The sequence below is a fragment of the Microcoleus sp. T3_A4 genome, from assembly GCF_036700465.1.
GTDB lineage: Bacteria > Cyanobacteriota > Cyanobacteriia > Cyanobacteriales > Microcoleaceae > Microcoleus.
Window position 1 is genome coordinate 56,217 of the sequence record NZ_JAUBOY010000031.1, and the last position, 15,237, is coordinate 71,453.

The 15,237-nt window shown below is 45.0% G+C and carries 16 protein-coding genes; 3 read left to right on the plus strand and 13 right to left on the minus strand.

The genetic code is table 11. The features are described 5' to 3' along the window. The first annotated feature begins 37 nt into the window (after positions 1-37). On the plus strand, positions 38-604 hold the full coding sequence (locus QUA07_RS18360; protein ID WP_333327616.1) for a TerD family protein: 567 nt from the start codon (positions 38-40) through the stop codon (positions 602-604). Positions 605-761: 157 nt separating this feature from the next. On the opposite strand, the gene hpsP is transcribed toward QUA07_RS18360, so the two are convergent. The 9 genes from hpsP to hisH all read right to left on the minus strand — a co-directional run bounded on the left by hpsP (position 762) and on the right by hisH (position 9,676). Continuing rightward, a complete protein-coding gene (hpsP, locus tag QUA07_RS18365; RefSeq protein WP_333327619.1) occupies positions 762-1,982 on the minus strand; it encodes a hormogonium polysaccharide biosynthesis glycosyltransferase HpsP in 1,221 nt (406 codons plus the stop codon). Positions 1,983-2,029: 47 nt separating this feature from the next. Further along, a complete protein-coding gene (locus QUA07_RS18370; protein ID WP_333146304.1) occupies positions 2,030-2,209 on the minus strand; it encodes a hypothetical protein in 180 nt (59 codons plus the stop codon). Then, a complete protein-coding gene (locus QUA07_RS18375; protein ID WP_333327622.1) occupies positions 2,206-2,553 on the minus strand; it encodes a hypothetical protein in 348 nt (115 codons plus the stop codon). The genes QUA07_RS18370 and QUA07_RS18375 overlap by 4 nt, the downstream gene beginning before the upstream one ends. A 41-nt stretch (positions 2,554-2,594) precedes the next feature. Then, positions 2,595-3,764, minus strand: a complete 1,170-nt coding sequence (gene hpsO / locus QUA07_RS18380; protein ID WP_333327624.1) for a hormogonium polysaccharide biosynthesis glycosyltransferase HpsO — start codon at positions 3,762-3,764, stop codon at positions 2,595-2,597. Positions 3,765-3,794: 30 nt separating this feature from the next. After that, positions 3,795-4,769, minus strand: a complete 975-nt coding sequence (gene hpsN, locus QUA07_RS18385) for a hormogonium polysaccharide biosynthesis glycosyltransferase HpsN (protein WP_333327627.1) — start codon at positions 4,767-4,769, stop codon at positions 3,795-3,797. A gap of 18 nt (positions 4,770-4,787) precedes the next feature. Then, the gene (locus QUA07_RS18390) at positions 4,788-6,413 is read right to left on the minus strand and encodes a glycosyltransferase family 39 protein (RefSeq protein WP_333327630.1); all 1,626 of its coding nucleotides are present in this window, start codon (positions 6,411-6,413) and stop codon (positions 4,788-4,790) included. 211 nt (positions 6,414-6,624) lie between these two features. Next, complete coding sequence (glmM, locus tag QUA07_RS18395) at positions 6,625-8,085, minus strand: phosphoglucosamine mutase (RefSeq protein ID WP_333230027.1); 1,461 nt, start codon at positions 8,083-8,085, stop codon at positions 6,625-6,627. 256 nt (positions 8,086-8,341) lie between these two features. Beyond that, positions 8,342-8,884 (minus strand): 16S rRNA (guanine(966)-N(2))-methyltransferase RsmD, encoded by a 543-nt coding sequence (gene rsmD, locus QUA07_RS18400; RefSeq protein ID WP_333229990.1) that lies wholly within the window; start codon positions 8,882-8,884, stop codon positions 8,342-8,344. Between the two features lie 156 nt (positions 8,885-9,040). Further along, positions 9,041-9,676, minus strand: coding sequence for an imidazole glycerol phosphate synthase subunit HisH (hisH, locus tag QUA07_RS18405; protein ID WP_333327634.1), 636 nt, complete (start codon positions 9,674-9,676; stop codon positions 9,041-9,043). On the opposite strand from hisH, the gene QUA07_RS18410 reads away from it, so the two are divergent. Further along, positions 9,666-10,229, plus strand: a complete 564-nt coding sequence (locus QUA07_RS18410) for a pyroglutamyl-peptidase I family protein (protein ID WP_445242799.1) — start codon at positions 9,666-9,668, stop codon at positions 10,227-10,229. The genes hisH and QUA07_RS18410 overlap by 11 nt on opposite strands. Before the next feature lie 63 nt (positions 10,230-10,292). Here the strand turns inward: QUA07_RS18410 and QUA07_RS18415 are convergent, their stop codons facing one another. The 4 genes from QUA07_RS18415 to lgt form a co-directional block, all read right to left on the minus strand. Further along, positions 10,293-10,775, minus strand: a complete 483-nt coding sequence (locus tag QUA07_RS18415; protein ID WP_333084418.1) for a flavin reductase family protein — start codon at positions 10,773-10,775, stop codon at positions 10,293-10,295. 149 nt (positions 10,776-10,924) lie between these two features. After that, a complete protein-coding gene (locus QUA07_RS18420; RefSeq protein WP_333327637.1) occupies positions 10,925-11,764 on the minus strand; it encodes a dienelactone hydrolase family protein in 840 nt (279 codons plus the stop codon). A 125-nt stretch (positions 11,765-11,889) separates the two neighbouring features. Further along, on the minus strand, positions 11,890-12,669 hold the full coding sequence (gene cobM, locus QUA07_RS18425; RefSeq protein ID WP_333327640.1) for a precorrin-4 C(11)-methyltransferase: 780 nt from the start codon (positions 12,667-12,669) through the stop codon (positions 11,890-11,892). A gap of 120 nt (positions 12,670-12,789) precedes the next feature. After that, positions 12,790-13,683 (minus strand): prolipoprotein diacylglyceryl transferase, encoded by an 894-nt coding sequence (gene lgt / locus QUA07_RS18430; protein WP_333084423.1) that lies wholly within the window; start codon positions 13,681-13,683, stop codon positions 12,790-12,792. Positions 13,684-14,029: 346 nt separating this feature from the next. On the opposite strand from lgt, the gene rlmN reads away from it, so the two are divergent. Further along, positions 14,030-15,145 carry a 23S rRNA (adenine(2503)-C(2))-methyltransferase RlmN gene (rlmN, locus tag QUA07_RS18435; protein WP_333327644.1) on the plus strand — a complete coding sequence of 372 codons (1,116 nt, stop codon included), beginning with the start codon at positions 14,030-14,032 and terminating at the stop codon, positions 15,143-15,145. Positions 15,146-15,237 lie beyond the last annotated feature (92 nt).

A 15,237-nucleotide genomic window follows, 5' to 3' on the forward strand; every position in this document is an offset into this window, starting at 1 on the left:
TGAACGCTATAAAGTTTGATGTTTAACAAATAAGCAGATGGTAATGCAATTAAGTAAGGGTGAGAGATTTAATATATCTAAAGAAGCGCCCGGTTTGAAAAAAATGGCGATCGCCCTCGGTTGGCAGGTGACAGAGGCAGGACAAAGCTACGAGATTGATGTCTCTGCCTTTATGCTAGGTGCTGACGGCAAAATCCCTAACGATAAATATTTGATATTTTACAATAATCTGCAATCCGGTGACAGTTCGGTACTGCAAGTGATTCGAGATAAAAACAACAGAAGTCAAGAGAATAAAACGATTTACGGCGTTATTTTAAAAAGAGTTAATCCTGAAATTGAGGAAATAACTTTTGTTGTGACTATTCACGAAGCCGATAAAATTAATGGAAATTTTAGCAATATAAAAAATGCTTTTATCAAAATTAGAAATTTGGATACAGGAAACGAACTTGTTCGTTATGAATTAAAAGATAATTTTTCGCGAGAGACTGCTGTAGAATTTGGTCGCTTGTATAGAAAGAATGGAGAGTGGAGATTTCAAGCGGTAGGAGCAGGATATCAGGCAGGATTGCAGAGTTTTGTTGACAAGTATTGCACCTAAAGTAGCAGCGTTGAAAAAATCTCGCCTGCAAATTCTGATAGCAGCAGTACAAGAACTCGCAGCAGGAGAAGAAGTAAAAGGTAAACCCCAGTCACATTAGTCAATATAGCAACCGTCAAGACAGTTAGGACGTTGTTAATGGCTGAAACGATAGATTTTACTGCTTCTTCCCTCTTCCTTCTTCCTTCTTCCTTCTTCCTTCTGCTATAGATGACAAAATCTCCTGGTAAGCATCGATGGTTTGTTGGGCGATCGCCTCCCAGTTATAATGCTTTCTTGCATACTCTTGGCCGTTCAATCCCCGGCGTTGACGTTCCTGTGGATTCAGAAGTGCTGATTTGATTGAATTGGCGATCGCCCCTACTTCCAAAGGCCCCACCCAACCAGCTTCTGCTTGCTGTATGTCTTCCGCAATATGTATGCGATCGGAAATGGCGACAGGTACACCAGCGGCCATCGCTTCTGCTACAGCAATGCCAAAGTTTTCGTAATAAGAAGGCAATACAAATAAGTCGGCTTTTGTCAACAGTTCAAGTTTTAAATCACCGCTCACAAAGCCAGTTATTCTTGTGTATTTTGCTAAGCTTGAATTATGAATTTGTACTTTAATTTGTGTTTCATAATCAGCATCTTGGGGATTTGAACCAGCTAAAATAAAGTGAAACTCTATGCCCGATGCCAAAATACTTTCTAATGCTGGAATTAACAAATTAAGCCCTTTTTTAGGTTCAATTCGCGACATAAATAAGATGATTGGCACTTCTGATTCCCGCAATCTCTGAGGAAACAAACCTGCTCTCACCCCCAATGGAATCACCAAATCCCGTGGCACAGGCATCTTGCCTGTGCTACCCAAACCAAATCTTTCTGAGATTTTAGCCTCTTCTTTACTTGTGAAATGAATTGCGGCAGCGCCTGCTAAATTAGGGCCTTCTAAAAGCGTGGCATAAATCCGTTTCAAGCGCTTTTTTTTCTGCAAATCAGCGGGATCAAGCATACCGCAGGGACGCATAATATATGGCAACTTGTGATATCTAGCAATTGTGGCGGCAAAGGTAGTTACTGGTGAGAAAAGAGCGTGAATATGAGCCAGGTCAAATTGTCGCGCGTTTTCATTTAACCACTGCAATAACGAGAGTGAAAATTTATATCTGCGCCAGGGATAACAGCGGAAATAAATAATCTGATAACCGTTTTGTTGTATTGGTTGATTTAGAGGAACATCTAAAGGAAGTTGACCGATATCTCCGTTAGAATCTGTGGTGATAATGGTGACATCAATGTTTTTTGCTGCGAGGGCCGCAGAAAGTCCGAGTACCATTTGACTTGGCCCGCCGTATACCAAGGAAATTGAGGGGATAATTTGGAGAATCCGCATCAGGGATAGTTATTTAAATCAACATACCAACATCTCCCCTTACAAATTTAATTATCTGCAAAAGGCTGCCCGTCTAGCTGTTCAGCTTCCTCTCTTTTTGTTGCTGTAATTTGGGTATTGTGAGCCATTGTCTTGGAAAATTCATACATTTCACTGGCTTTAGCTTCTGCGGCTTTCACAATTTCCAGGATTTCCAGGAGTTGGCTTTCATCAGGTAATTGTTTCATGGCAATACTTCTAATCTCTCAACTACTTTGTCTATCATAATTTTCGATTCGGGAGCCATCTTTAGCAAGGCTGCTAAATAATCTCCTGCTTTTTGAACATCTTCATCGGGCACACCAGCCATTAATACATTACCCACAATGTGCTCTGCTTGTAAGCGAACACCTGCTACGCAGAATTGAAAATTGCTTATCGAAGAAAAGTATTGCATCAGTATTTCATTTTGCGGAAAAAGAGACATGGCTCTTCTAAGTGCAAAAAGTCCCAGCGTTGCTTGGCGCTCGCTATCGTCTAGTACCTGGTAGAGCTCGTCAACCAAAGAGCGTATCTCGGAAGGAATAGACATTTACCAAAGTTTTTATTTAACACTTGCATTATAGCTAAAAGTTACAATAATTCTTTGTAGAATTCCAACAACTGCTCAGCTAAAGCTTTATTGGTATAATTGCTCATCGCTCTATGATAACCCCGATCGCCCAAATCGGCCGCCAAATCCTGCCGCTCCATCAATTTCTGCAAACACTCTCGCAAAACCCCTGCATTTCCTTCTGGAAATAATAACCCCGCATCGCCGATGACGTGGGGAATTTCCCCGCAGTCGGAACCAATAACCGGAATGTGACAGGCCATCGCTTCAATTAAAACGTGACCGAATTGTTCTTTCCAGCCCACAGTGGTCAAAGTTTTGAATTTATAGCTGGTTTGCGAAGGCAATACCAAACAGTTCATTAAGTTAATGTAGGGGGGGATTTCTTCGTGGGAAACGCTTTCTACCCAGATTATTCGGTCGCTGATTCCCCATTCAATACATTTTTCTGCGAGGTGCGCCCGCAATTTTCCTTGTCCTACTAACAGCCACTTCCAAGAGCTTTTTTTCAACCCTGTCAAGGCTTCAGCTAAAGTCAACAATCCTTTTTCTTCGACAAATCGCCCTACAAATCCTACCACAAAATCGGTCGGTTTAATTCCTAACCTGCGCGATAAATCAGCGTCTTTACCAGTGCGGCGAAACAAAGTTTCATCTACTCCGAGTTGTGGCATTACTTTTACCGCACCTTGATAGCCGCGCTGCCGCAAAATTTTAGCTCCATCTAAGTTGCCTGCAATAATTCCGTCGGTGTGCTGAAGATTGTAATTTTCTAAGACTGAAATGGGCCAATTCAATTGATAAGGCAGATTCCACCAAGTAAATAATATATTTTTTGCTTGCAGTTTTAGGAGTTTATTGAGTAAGATTAACTGAGCGCAAGCGAGAGATTTTGAACCTTGTTCAACTTGAATTATCTGCGGCTTAATTTTTTGCAAAAGTTCAATTAAATCTCTACCAAAAGTTAGCAATCCTTGATTGTTTTGACTAAAGTTGGAGACGGGGACTACTTTAAATGAGCCTTTTTGATAAAATTGCGTTTCTATAATTTTATTTTGTACGCCTCCCGGTTTCCAACGCCGCGGCACTACAACTGTTACTTCAATGTCGGGTTCTAGGTTGGCTAATATCTTGAATTTTTCCCGATTAATGTCCACAATATAGGTGTGACTAGCCACGAGAATTCTCATTTATTGGGAAGGGCGAATGGGAATAGGTAATTATTGAGCGTTAATCTTGTCTTGATGGCTATAACTTTGTCCATCATTCCACAGAGATTGAATTAGTGTATTGATAGCACTGAGAAAACCCAGGATATAAAAAGCAAATCTAGTTATAATTTTAATGGGCGAGTGGCTTTTATAACAAGGTGGATTTCCCAAAACGTGGCAGTCAAATAGTTTGGCAAAAAATCGCAGGCATTGAAAAGCTGTTAAATTTTTCAATCCCATGAGGAAATGGTTGTGATAAAATGTTACTTGATATTCGATCGATCGCGTACTGACATCGTGACATCCGCCGCTCTCTTCCCCCAAGTGAACTAAAGACGCATTGGGATCGTACCAAATTTTCATGCCAGTCGATCGCAATCTCAAACAAAAATCCGACTCCTCCCGCACCGCACTCCCTGCAAACCGCTCATCAAACCTCAGCCCCCATTCGGCAAAAACCTGCCTGCGAAATGACATATTGCAGCCTCTAGCCGAGAGCACCTGCTGCGGTTTTACTGTATGCACCAAATCGATAAAATACCAGGCAATGCCCGCATCCATCGCTTCTGAGGGCAAATATTCGATCGCCAAATCGCCTCCAGAATTATCCAGTTTCATTCTGTCAAAAACCCTGCCCGCCACACATCCCACATCGGGTTTTTCTAAATAGTTGTCAGCGTGAGCTGCCAAAAAACCATCTGGCAATTGTACATCATCATCAATAAATAAAATAATCTCTCCAACTGCGCGCCGGACTGCATAATTTCGAGCAGCAGGCAAACTCGCCCAATCTACTCTAAACCAGCGAATTTGGCCAGCGTTTGCCAATTCCTCTAAATAAACTTGAGTTTCCGATTCGTGGATGCGAGTTTGATCAATTACCAGCACTTCAAAATTCGGGTAATTTTGCCGAATCGCATCAGCCAATGTCTCTCGCAGAGGTTGTTCACGGTTGTAGGTAGGTATCACAACAGAAATCATCATTTGCAGTTGCCACTTTGCTTATTTCTCTACACGCCAAAGCCAGCCATCGCCTGGTTTGTAAATTAATGTAATTTTATATTTTTGCACTTTTTCTAGTTCAAATTTTAATGCTTCTGTAGCTCGGTAGAGAAATACATCGCTAAAACCATCAGGAATTTTGACTTGTTCGGGTTTAACTGCCAGCAAAAGCTGTACTTGCGGCTTCAGCATATAGCTGACAGACAGTATTTTTCCTGTGATGTTGTTGCCTCCGTGAGTGATTACTAAAGGTTTTTTCGCTTGATTTACAATCGCCGCTACTTGCGGATTGTATTTAGTGCTAGAAGGATATTTGTTCCACCACAGTTGGGACTGTGAGCTGACGGCACAAGAAACTATTCCACTCGATATTAGCGCTATTAAACCGAACTGCCATAGCTTTTGTTGGCGGGGATTGGTAGCGACTTTAATTTTAGCGGTGAATAGGTAGGCAACAGCTATCTGGATTGCTAAAATATAGGGAACCAGATAGCGATCGGCAACGCCTCGCACTGCTATCAATACTATCGCTGTAATTCCGATCGCTGTCAAGACAAACAGCCAAACTCGTTTAGGACTTGAGTGGCAGAGCGAGTATATTGAATGTGCGATCGCTAACAGCAATACGGCTACTACAATCACTCGGATTAAATCTGTAGTCATATTTATAGAACCAGATTTGATGATTCCGCCTTCCCAATGCGTGTCGATAAACATTCGGCAGGTGATGAGAATTAGAGGTTGAAGTGAAGATATCAAAGGCATGAAAAAGCGGGGAAAGCCTACTGTTGACTTAATTTCTTCCGAATTATCAAGTAATACCCAAATCCAAGGAGCAAAAAGAATTATTGCTATCGCTGAAGCTAGTAAATAAGCAATTAATGTTTTGCTAAAACGCCAATTCTCCTTAATAATTACATAGATGCCGTGGGCGAATACTACTAAAAAAAATAATAAACTAGAATAGAGTCCTAAAGTCAGGGCGATCGCATAAATAGACCAAACAGCCTTGCTCAATTTAGATGTGATCGGAGAATTTTGTAGGGTGATAGCCCGCAGCAGAATTGCATTCGACAGCAAAACCAGGACTGCAAACATCATGTAGGGTCTTGCCTCTTGCGCGTACAAGACGTGAAAGGGGGAAACAGCAACGATTGTAACAGCCACCCATCCCACAGACGCAGAGCGAAATAATTCCCAGCACAGCCAATAAATGCTGGGAAAAACTAACAAACTAATCAAAGCTGAAAGACTTCTGACAGTCGCCACTTGCGGGTCGAACAACTGCACCCAAAACCTGGCTAAAATAAAATACAGTGGCGACAGTTGAGGTTCTTCTGTAGCTAAACCTTTAACAGTATCCAACCAAGTTTTTTCGGGATTTATCTGCTGGTATTTCCGCTGCAAATCTCCGACGCTAATTGTTTTGCCTTGAAAATCTTGCTGCACCATTTCCGTCCAAGTGTAGCCAGAAATTCGCAGCGAGGTGATAGATTCGTCGAACGAGTAGACTTTGCGATCCAGATTAGTAAAGCGAAACCCTATCCCCGTTATTAATATGACGACAATTAAAAATTTTAACGAAACTCGATGCAGCCGCCCATTTTGAATTGATTTGGTGTTCATACAATCAGAAATGGGGAAATGAAGAAAGAAGGATTTAGTTATTTAGGAAAGAGGGAATAAAGAATGAGAAATTAGTTTCAATAGCGCCTATATTTATCTAGAGGCTTCTTCCTTCTTCCTGACATCCGTTACATCCGTTACATCCGTTACATCGGTCGAGCGAATCCGTTGCCAAACTTCCTTCTTCCTTCAGATTAATTCCCCATTTCCATCAGATAGCTATGTGTTGCTGAACGGCTAAAACTAAATTTTCAGTCCAGAAATTAGCCAATTCGGCACTGGCAGCTTCCACCATAACTCGAATTAGCGGTTCAGTGCCAGAAGCGCGCACCAAAACCCGTCCCTGTTCTCCCATTGCTGTTGTAGCACGATCGATCGCACTTTGCATTGCCTCGCACTCCTGCCATTTCAGGCGTTTTTCGCGATCCTCAACCCGAATATTTCGCAGCAACTGCGGATAAGTTTGGAAACTGCCACTTACCAATTGTGCTAAAGATTGCCCGGACTGGCGCACCAGCGAAGCCAAATGCAAAGCTGTCAGCAAACCGTCGCCGCTGACACCGTAATGCGGACAAAGAATGTGTCCCGACTGTTCGCCGCCCAACATCGCACCAGTGCGCTGCATTTCAGCGTGAACGTACTGATCTCCGACGTTGGTTCTAGTTAGTTTGCCGCCCAATTCTTCCCAAGCTCGCTCGAAGCCGAGGTTAGCCATTACAGTAGAAATAATTAAATTGGATGGTAACTGTTCGGAGTCGCGCAACTGCCGGCCCCACAGATAAAGAATGTAATCGCCGTCAATCGTTCGACCTTGGTTGTCAACACACAAAACTCGATCGGCATCGCCGTCAAAAGCAAAACCCAAATCGGCATTGTGTTCCAAAACAGCCGCTTGCAAACTGTCAAGATGAGTAGAACCGCAGTTAACATTAATACGAGATCCATCAGGAGAGTCGTGCAAACAGATCACATCCGCCCCCATTTGCGCGAACACCGCCGGCGCCAAACCCGCGGCCGCCCCCCAAGCCAAATCCAAAACTATCCGCATTCCCTCCAAATTCATCTGTTGCAGCGAATCACAGAGCGAAGTGGCATAATCTTTAACCAACTCAGAGCGATGGTAGTGGTGTCCCCAAGCCAAGCTAGCCACCGGAACCTTTGCCCCTCGGATTCCCGCTTCGATTTGTTCCTGCAACTGCTGCGACAGCTTCGAGCCGTTTGAGTCGAAAAACTTAATGCCGTTGTCTTCTGGGGGATTGTGAGAAGCCGAAATCATCACTCCGCCGACCGACTCCGAAACGCTTGCCAGATAAGCAACGCAGGGAGTGGGACACAATCCCAAATTCCACACTTCCAAACCGGCGGCCGTCAAACCCGCTGACAGTGCCATTGCCAGCATATCGCTGGAATTCCTGCTGTCTTGCCCCAAAATCACAGGCCCCTGGTTGGAGGTATTTTGGCGTAGAACTTGTCCAGCCCAGAAGCCGACTTGCAGGGCTAGGGGTGCATTCAGCAATTCTCCAACTTTCCCGCGAATGCCGTCTGTGCCGAAGAGTTTGGTATTGGGCAGGGGGAGGCTATCTCCCAGCAGAATCGTATCGCGTTTGACTGGCTGTACCGAGTTAGCAGCCGGAAACTCGCTGCCACGAGGGCGCGAAGGTGTCTGAACCATATTCACTCCTTTAGGAATATTCACACTCACACTTTGGGTTCATGTTACAACTGAAAGTCTTTATTTTCAGCGTAAACTCCATTTATTTCGTCAATTGCTGAAGCAACTTGCTTTGACAACCTACGCACAAAGCTTAACTTCATCGGAAAAATTTGTATTGTACCCAAGGGAAAAACTTTTAGTCCCGGGCGCGCCAACGCCATAAAACCCGGTTTCTTTCTGCGTCGAGGAATGATGCTGCTGCTGTTTGAGCCTGTCAGGCACTGCGTGTGTAGAAGGTTAATGCTGTATTGCCGTATACTTTCTGGCGGCAAATTTCTAGGCCGGAAATCGCTTGTGCCGATCGCTCCGGGCTGTGTTCGATCGCGATTTCGCCGAGGAGTGCTAGCATTTCTTGGCTGGCGATCGTGTTTAACACAGGTTCGTACAAGTCGCTGGCGTAGGGCGGATCGAAGTAAATGCGATCGAACTGCTGCCCCGCTAGTGCCGCCAATTTCGCCGTCGCGTTTCCCCGCAGTATTTGGAATGTTTGGGACGAGTCTGCTACTTGCTCCCAGTTTTCGCGGATAATCGCACAAGCTTTCGCCGACTGTTCGATGCCAGTGACACTCGCGGCTTGCCGACACAAAGCTTCTGCACCCATTGAACCGCTGCCGGTACAAATGTCCAGCCATCTGCAATCTGCGATCGTCCCTTGCCAAATATTAAATAAAGCTTCTCTGACTCGCGAAGGTGTAGGGCGAGTTGCGAGTCCCGGCAGGGTTTTTATTTGGCGGTTGCCAGAGATTCTCAGACTCATATAATTTTAGATTTTAGATTTTAGATTTTAGATTGGGGATGACTGAATGAATATAAATTTGGTGCATACTTACAGTTGCATTCTTTATTGAAACTGGTATCATATAAAACTATAAACACCCGGTTTATACTACAAACCGGGTTTTGCACAAATCGCCTAAGCAGGTACTTTTTCCCTCACCAGACTGACAAAATTTGACAGCATTTGCAATCCCGTACTCGAAGACTTTTCCGGGTGAAATTGCACGGCCATCAGATTGTCTTTAGCTATAGCCGCCGTCACGTTTTGACTACCGTGAGTCACAATTGCCGATCGCACTTCCCAATCAACTGGATCGACATAATAAGAATGCACGAAATAAACCCAAGGATCGGACGGTAAATTTTGCCACAGCGGCAAATCCGGCTGAGGAAATTGCAATTGATTCCATCCCATGTGCGGAATTGTCAAACCCGGTTCCGACCGAAATCGGCGCACTTTTCCGGCAATAACGCCCAATCCCGGTTCTACGCCTTCTTCGGAACTTTCAAACAGAATTTGCAAACCCAAACAAATGCCTAAAAAAGGTTTTCCCGATGCGATCGCCCTTTTTATCGGTTCTATCAAATTGCGCGATCGTAAATTCTGCATTGCCGGGTCAAACGAACCCACTCCCGGCAAAACCACCGCATCAGCCTGCTCGATTATAGCAGGAGAATCTGTAATTTGTGGCACTGCACCCACATTTTCCAAGCCTTTACAGACTGAGTGCAGATTGCCCATGTCATAGTCTACTACTGCAATGACAGACATTGACTTACTTGCCTTATATTATCAATATCAGTATTATTGCACAAATATGACGGCGAAAATCCTGCTAACCTCATTTGATACTTGGCTTCCCCATCAGAAATCCAACTCTTCGGACGACTTATTAGCTAAGATTTCCCAAATCAAATCTTTGCCTGATTCCCTGACTTTTTTGAGGAAACTGCCAGTAGATTTTCAGCTAGCACCTAATTTAGCGATCGCCAAAATCAACCAACTCCAACCCGACACTATTATCTGCTGCGGCATGGCCGAAAGCAGGCAAAAATTAACTATAGAATCTTGCGCTTGCTGCGATCGCGACATTCGGCAAACATCAGTTAATCTCGAACCGCTAGTCGCTGATTTAGCTGCAACAGAAATCAGTCACGAAGCCGGAAAATTTGTATGCGAAGCCCTCTATTATGCAGTTTTAAAACACCTTGCAGATTCTCAACTTAGCACCAAATGTATTTTCGTACACGTACCAATTTTGACAGAAGAAAATGCCGACCAAATTGTCGCCGATTTTTTATTAATTTTAACTCGCCTCCCTTAACAACCGACAACTAACAACTGACAACTGACAACTGACAACTGCCAGTTGCCAACTGCCAAGTCTTTAGCCGCCGTAATTCCAACCGGTGCTTTCTAGCAGCAACGGATTGCCTTCTCGGTGGACGCCGGCTGCCAAAACTTCTCCCACATAAACTGTGTGGTCTCCGTGTTCCACAGAACCGACAACTTTGCACTCGATGTAACCTAGAGAATCCGAGATAATCGGACAACCAGTTTCCGCGCCCGGATAAAATTCTACATCTTCAAATTTATTGCCAACGCGGCGCTGCTGCTTGAAGAATTTCTGGGCTAACTCTTTTTGCCCTGCTTCTAGGAAACTCAAAGCAAAGACACCGCTGGCTTTGATCATGCCGTGGGATTTGGAGTCTTGCTTAACGCAGTTGACAACTAAGGGAGGGGTAAAGGAAGATTGCATCACCCAGCTAGCGGTGAAACCGTTGACTTCCTCCCCGTCTTTGACACCGCAGATGTACAATCCGTGAGGGATTTTCCGCAAGATGGTCTTTTTAGCTTGTTCGTCTAGCACGGGCTTACCTGTTCGATCGATAATTCTACACCGCCCAGTTTACCAATATCGGGATCGCAAACCCACCTGTCTTAAGGGCTATTCGCTAATATTGCCTTTTTAGATCCCAAACTTGACACCAGTTTTAAGTCAAAATTAACAACTCACAACTATGATGAAACTCCATACTTTTTAAACCAATCTTGCATCCGTTTCCAACCATCCTCAGCTTCTTTTTTCCGGTAACTGGGGCGATAGTCGGCGTTAAAAGCGTGCGGCGCATCTGGATAAAGCACAATTTCCGAACCGCTGCTACCAGTTTTGAGAACTTCCCGCATTTTCTCGACTGTATCGTTGGGAATTGACTCGTCTTTGCCACCGTAAAGCCCCAATACAGGCACTTTCAAAGTTGCTGCAATGTCGATCGGCTGTTTGGGGGTTAAATCCGTAGAATTGCCAACCACACGCCCGTACCAAGCTACTCCCGCTGTGACTTTAGGGTTGTGGGAAGAGTACAGCCAAACAATTCTGCCACCCCAGCAAAATCCTGTAATTCCTAACTTATTAGTATTGCCTTTTCCTGACTTTTGTGCCCACTCTACGGTTGCATCTAAATCGGACATAACTTGAGCGTCAGGAACTTTCGAGACAACTTTACTAATAATTTCGGGAATCTCGGTGAGTTTAGAAACATCACCTTGACGGGAAAACATTTCTGGGGCGATCGCTAAATAACCTAATTTTGCCAAACGGCGGCAAATATCTTGAAGGTGTGCGTGAACTCCGAAGATTTCTTGAATTACTAAAATTACTGGAAAATTGCTGCCGCTGGCTGGCATTGCTCTGTAGGCTGGAATTGAGCCGTCTTTTACGGGAATTTTTACCTCACCTGCAACTAAACCAGCAGCATCCGTATTGATAACGGCAGCCGCAATAGGATGAACTGCTAAGGTAAATCCGGCGCTTAATGCGGTGACAATGATAAATTGTCTGCGAGTTAAATCTTTCATCGGTAATGGGGAATGGGGAATGGGGAATGGGGAATGGGGAATGGGGAATTGGCCAAACAGGGCATTGGCCAAACAGGGCATTGCAACTGCCAACTGCCAACTGCCAACTGCCAACTGCCAACTGACTAATGACGGAAAAGCCGATCGTGCTCTGGATGGTACAAGCGCGATCGTCCTGCTGCTGATTTTCCCAACGCCGGACTAATCACATACATTGTCGTTCTGATCAAATTATTTTCGCGCGTAGCAACGGCCATTTGGTCAAGGGGAACTAGCACAATTTTTTCATCCGGCCAGCCCAACCGATAACAAATCGCTACAGGCAAATCCGATGGGTAATGTTCCATCAATTTAGCTTGAGCTTTTTCCACATGGCGGGCACTCAAATACAGGCACAAACTCGCTTGATGAGCCGCTAAACTCGCCAATTCTTCGCGTTCCGGTACTTCGGTTCTGCCGCTAATTCGCGTCAAAATAATTGTCTGCACAACTCCCGGAACTGTCAACTCAATTTTAAGTTTAGCCGCTGCAAGTTGGAAAGCGCTAATTCCCGGAATTACCTCAAAAGCAATTCCCTCGGAAGCCAAAGCTTGCATTTGTTCCCCGACAGCCCCGTAGAGACAGGGATCACCGGAATGGAGGCGGACGACGCTTTTTCCGGCCTGCACTCGTTCCACCATCAAAGGTACAATCTCTTCGAGGGTCTTATCCGCAGTTTGAATAACTTCAGCATCTGCGCGCACCCCCTGCAAAATTTGCTCTGGGACTAGCGAGTCAGCAAATAATATGACATCGGCCGCAGCCAGTAATTTTTGAGCCTTAACAGTCAACAAATCCGGGTCTCCCGGGCCTGCACCTACAATGTATACCCCTGGAATTAGGGATTCAATCTCTGTCAAACTCATGGCTGCTAAAAAATTTGCTAAATTTACGAACGCTTCCGGATGTACCTATTTTGGTTGGAAGTAAGAGATGGTAGATGCACCCTGGTTTTGAACCCTAGAGACTAACCTCTCTGGGGTTTTTTATTGATCCTCTGGGGATTTCTGAGTGATCTTTCCCCGATCGCTATTGGGGGAGACAACATCGGGTAAAGGTCGATCGAGCAAATAAAGCCAAGCTAACCCGCCCAACCCTAAAACAATCCCAGTCAAGCTTACCATCTGTGCCGTCCGCAGCGGCCCGAACATCAAACTATCAGTCCGCAACCCTTCAATCCAGACTCGACCGGAACTGTAAGCTGCGATATAAACCAAAAATAAAGCACCAATTTTCAAGCGAATTTTACCCTGCAAATCTCGGAAAAACAAAGTCAGAAGCAACCCAAATACTGTCAAATTCCACAGAGATTCGTAGAGAAATGTGGGGTGGAAGTATTCAAAATTAGCGTAGGCGGGCGGGCGGCTGCTGGGGGGAATATAAAGTTTCCAGGGCAAATCCGTAGGACTGCCAAAAGCTTCCGAGTTAAAGAAATTTCCCCAACGTCCGATCGCCTGACCGAGAATTGCCGAAGGTGCGATTAAATCTGCCAATTGCCAAAAAGAAACTCGCTGGATTTTCGCAAAAATTAAAGCTGCGATCATTCCACCCAAAATCGCCCCGTGAATGGCAATTCCGCCTTTCCAAATTGCAATAATATCTTCAGGCCTCTGGGCGTATTGCTGCCACTCAAAAGCCACGTAATAAATTCGAGCACAGGGAATAGCACCGATAACCAGCCAAATTGCCAAATCACCCAATAATTCCGGGTTGACGCGGCGCTTTTCGGCCAAGTATTGGGACAGACTGACCCCAATCAAGACGGCAGAAGCTATTAACAGCCCGTACCAGCGAATGGCTACGGGGCCAAGTTGAAAGATAATTGGGCCCGGCGATGTAAATTGAAACGCTAAGGGCAACGCAAGAATATTTAGCACCATAAAAGTTGCATTAATTGTGATGGAAAGCTGTCAAATTTGCATACCCTTTAACAAACTCCAGAGTTTATTTTAGGGGGCTGTGGTCATTTACACGCAATATTTGGGGAATTGTACCAAAAATTAACTGGATTCTTGATTGTGCAGATTTCTGTCTGGAGTTTTCTTTGTGAGTCCACAATAAGAGCCCCCCTAACCCCCTTTTTTAAGGGGGGAACCGGATTATTCTCAAAGTTCGCCTGATTAAGGGGGATTTAGGGGGATCGAGACTTCTCCTTTTTGACGATTAACTGCCACTTGGGTCGAGAAGTTTTAATATAGAAGATGGCTTTAAATTTTCTGATGACCTATGTCTCCTACTTCCGTTTCTCAGGTGTACTCTTCGGGTAATTCCAAGGGTGCGAATCAGTCTCGCAAGACTGCTGCTTTGGCTGTTGAGTCGGGTAAAATTCCGCCCTTGCTGGGCGCGAGTTTAGCTGAGTTAACGGAGTGGGTGCAGCAGCAGGGACAACCGGCTTATCGGGGAAAGCAGTTGTACCAGTGGATTTATGAGAAAGGTGCGCGATCGATCTCTGATATTTCTGTATTCTCGAAACAGTGGCGCGAGACTGTTGCTAAAATCCCGATCGGGCGATCGACCATTCACTATCGATCGGTCGCACCAGACGCCACGGTAAAGTATCTCTTAAAATTGGCAGACGGTCAAATCATTGAAACAGTCGGCATTCCCACCGATAAACGGCTGACTGTGTGCGTCTCAGCCCAAGTTGGCTGCGCGATGGGCTGCGACTTTTGCGCTACCGGAAAAGGTGGTTTCAAGCGCAATTTAGAAGTAAACGAAATCGTCGATCAAGTCTTGACAGTACAGCAAGATTTCGGCCGCCGAGTCAGCCACATCGTATTTATGGGAATGGGCGAACCCCTACTGAATTTCGATAATGTTGTAGCTGCTGTCAAGTGTTTGAATCAAGACGTAGGAATTGGACAGCGAAATATCACCATTTCCACAGTAGGAATTCGCAATCGCATCAGCCAACTAGCTGAACATCAACTGCAAGTTACCCTCGCCGTCAGCCTCCACGCTTCCAATCAAAGATTGCGGGAAGAGTTAATTCCTAGCGCCCGCCCTTATCCTTTGGGTGAGTTAATCGCAGAATGCCGGGAATATGTGCGATCGACGGGGCGCAGATTAAGTTTTGAATACGTACTTTTAGCAGGTGTGAATGACTTACCAGAACACGCATCCGAGTTAGCTAGTCAGTTGCGCGGCTTTCAGTGTCACGTCAATTTGATTCCTTACAATCCGATTCAGGAAGCTGAATATAAGCGACCGACTCCCAATCGAATTAACAGTTTCGTTGCGACTTTGAAGGAAAAGAAAATTGCAGTTAGCGTGCGGTATTCTCGCGGCTTAGAAGCAGATGCCGCCTGCGGACAATTGCGGGCTTCCGAGGTTGAAAATTGAATTTTTAACCCCTAAAAATTGTCGTAGGGTGCGTTAGGCTTGAGATGTTGCACCATTCTCAATTAGCCTTTTGCGGGCGGGCAGGATGCCCA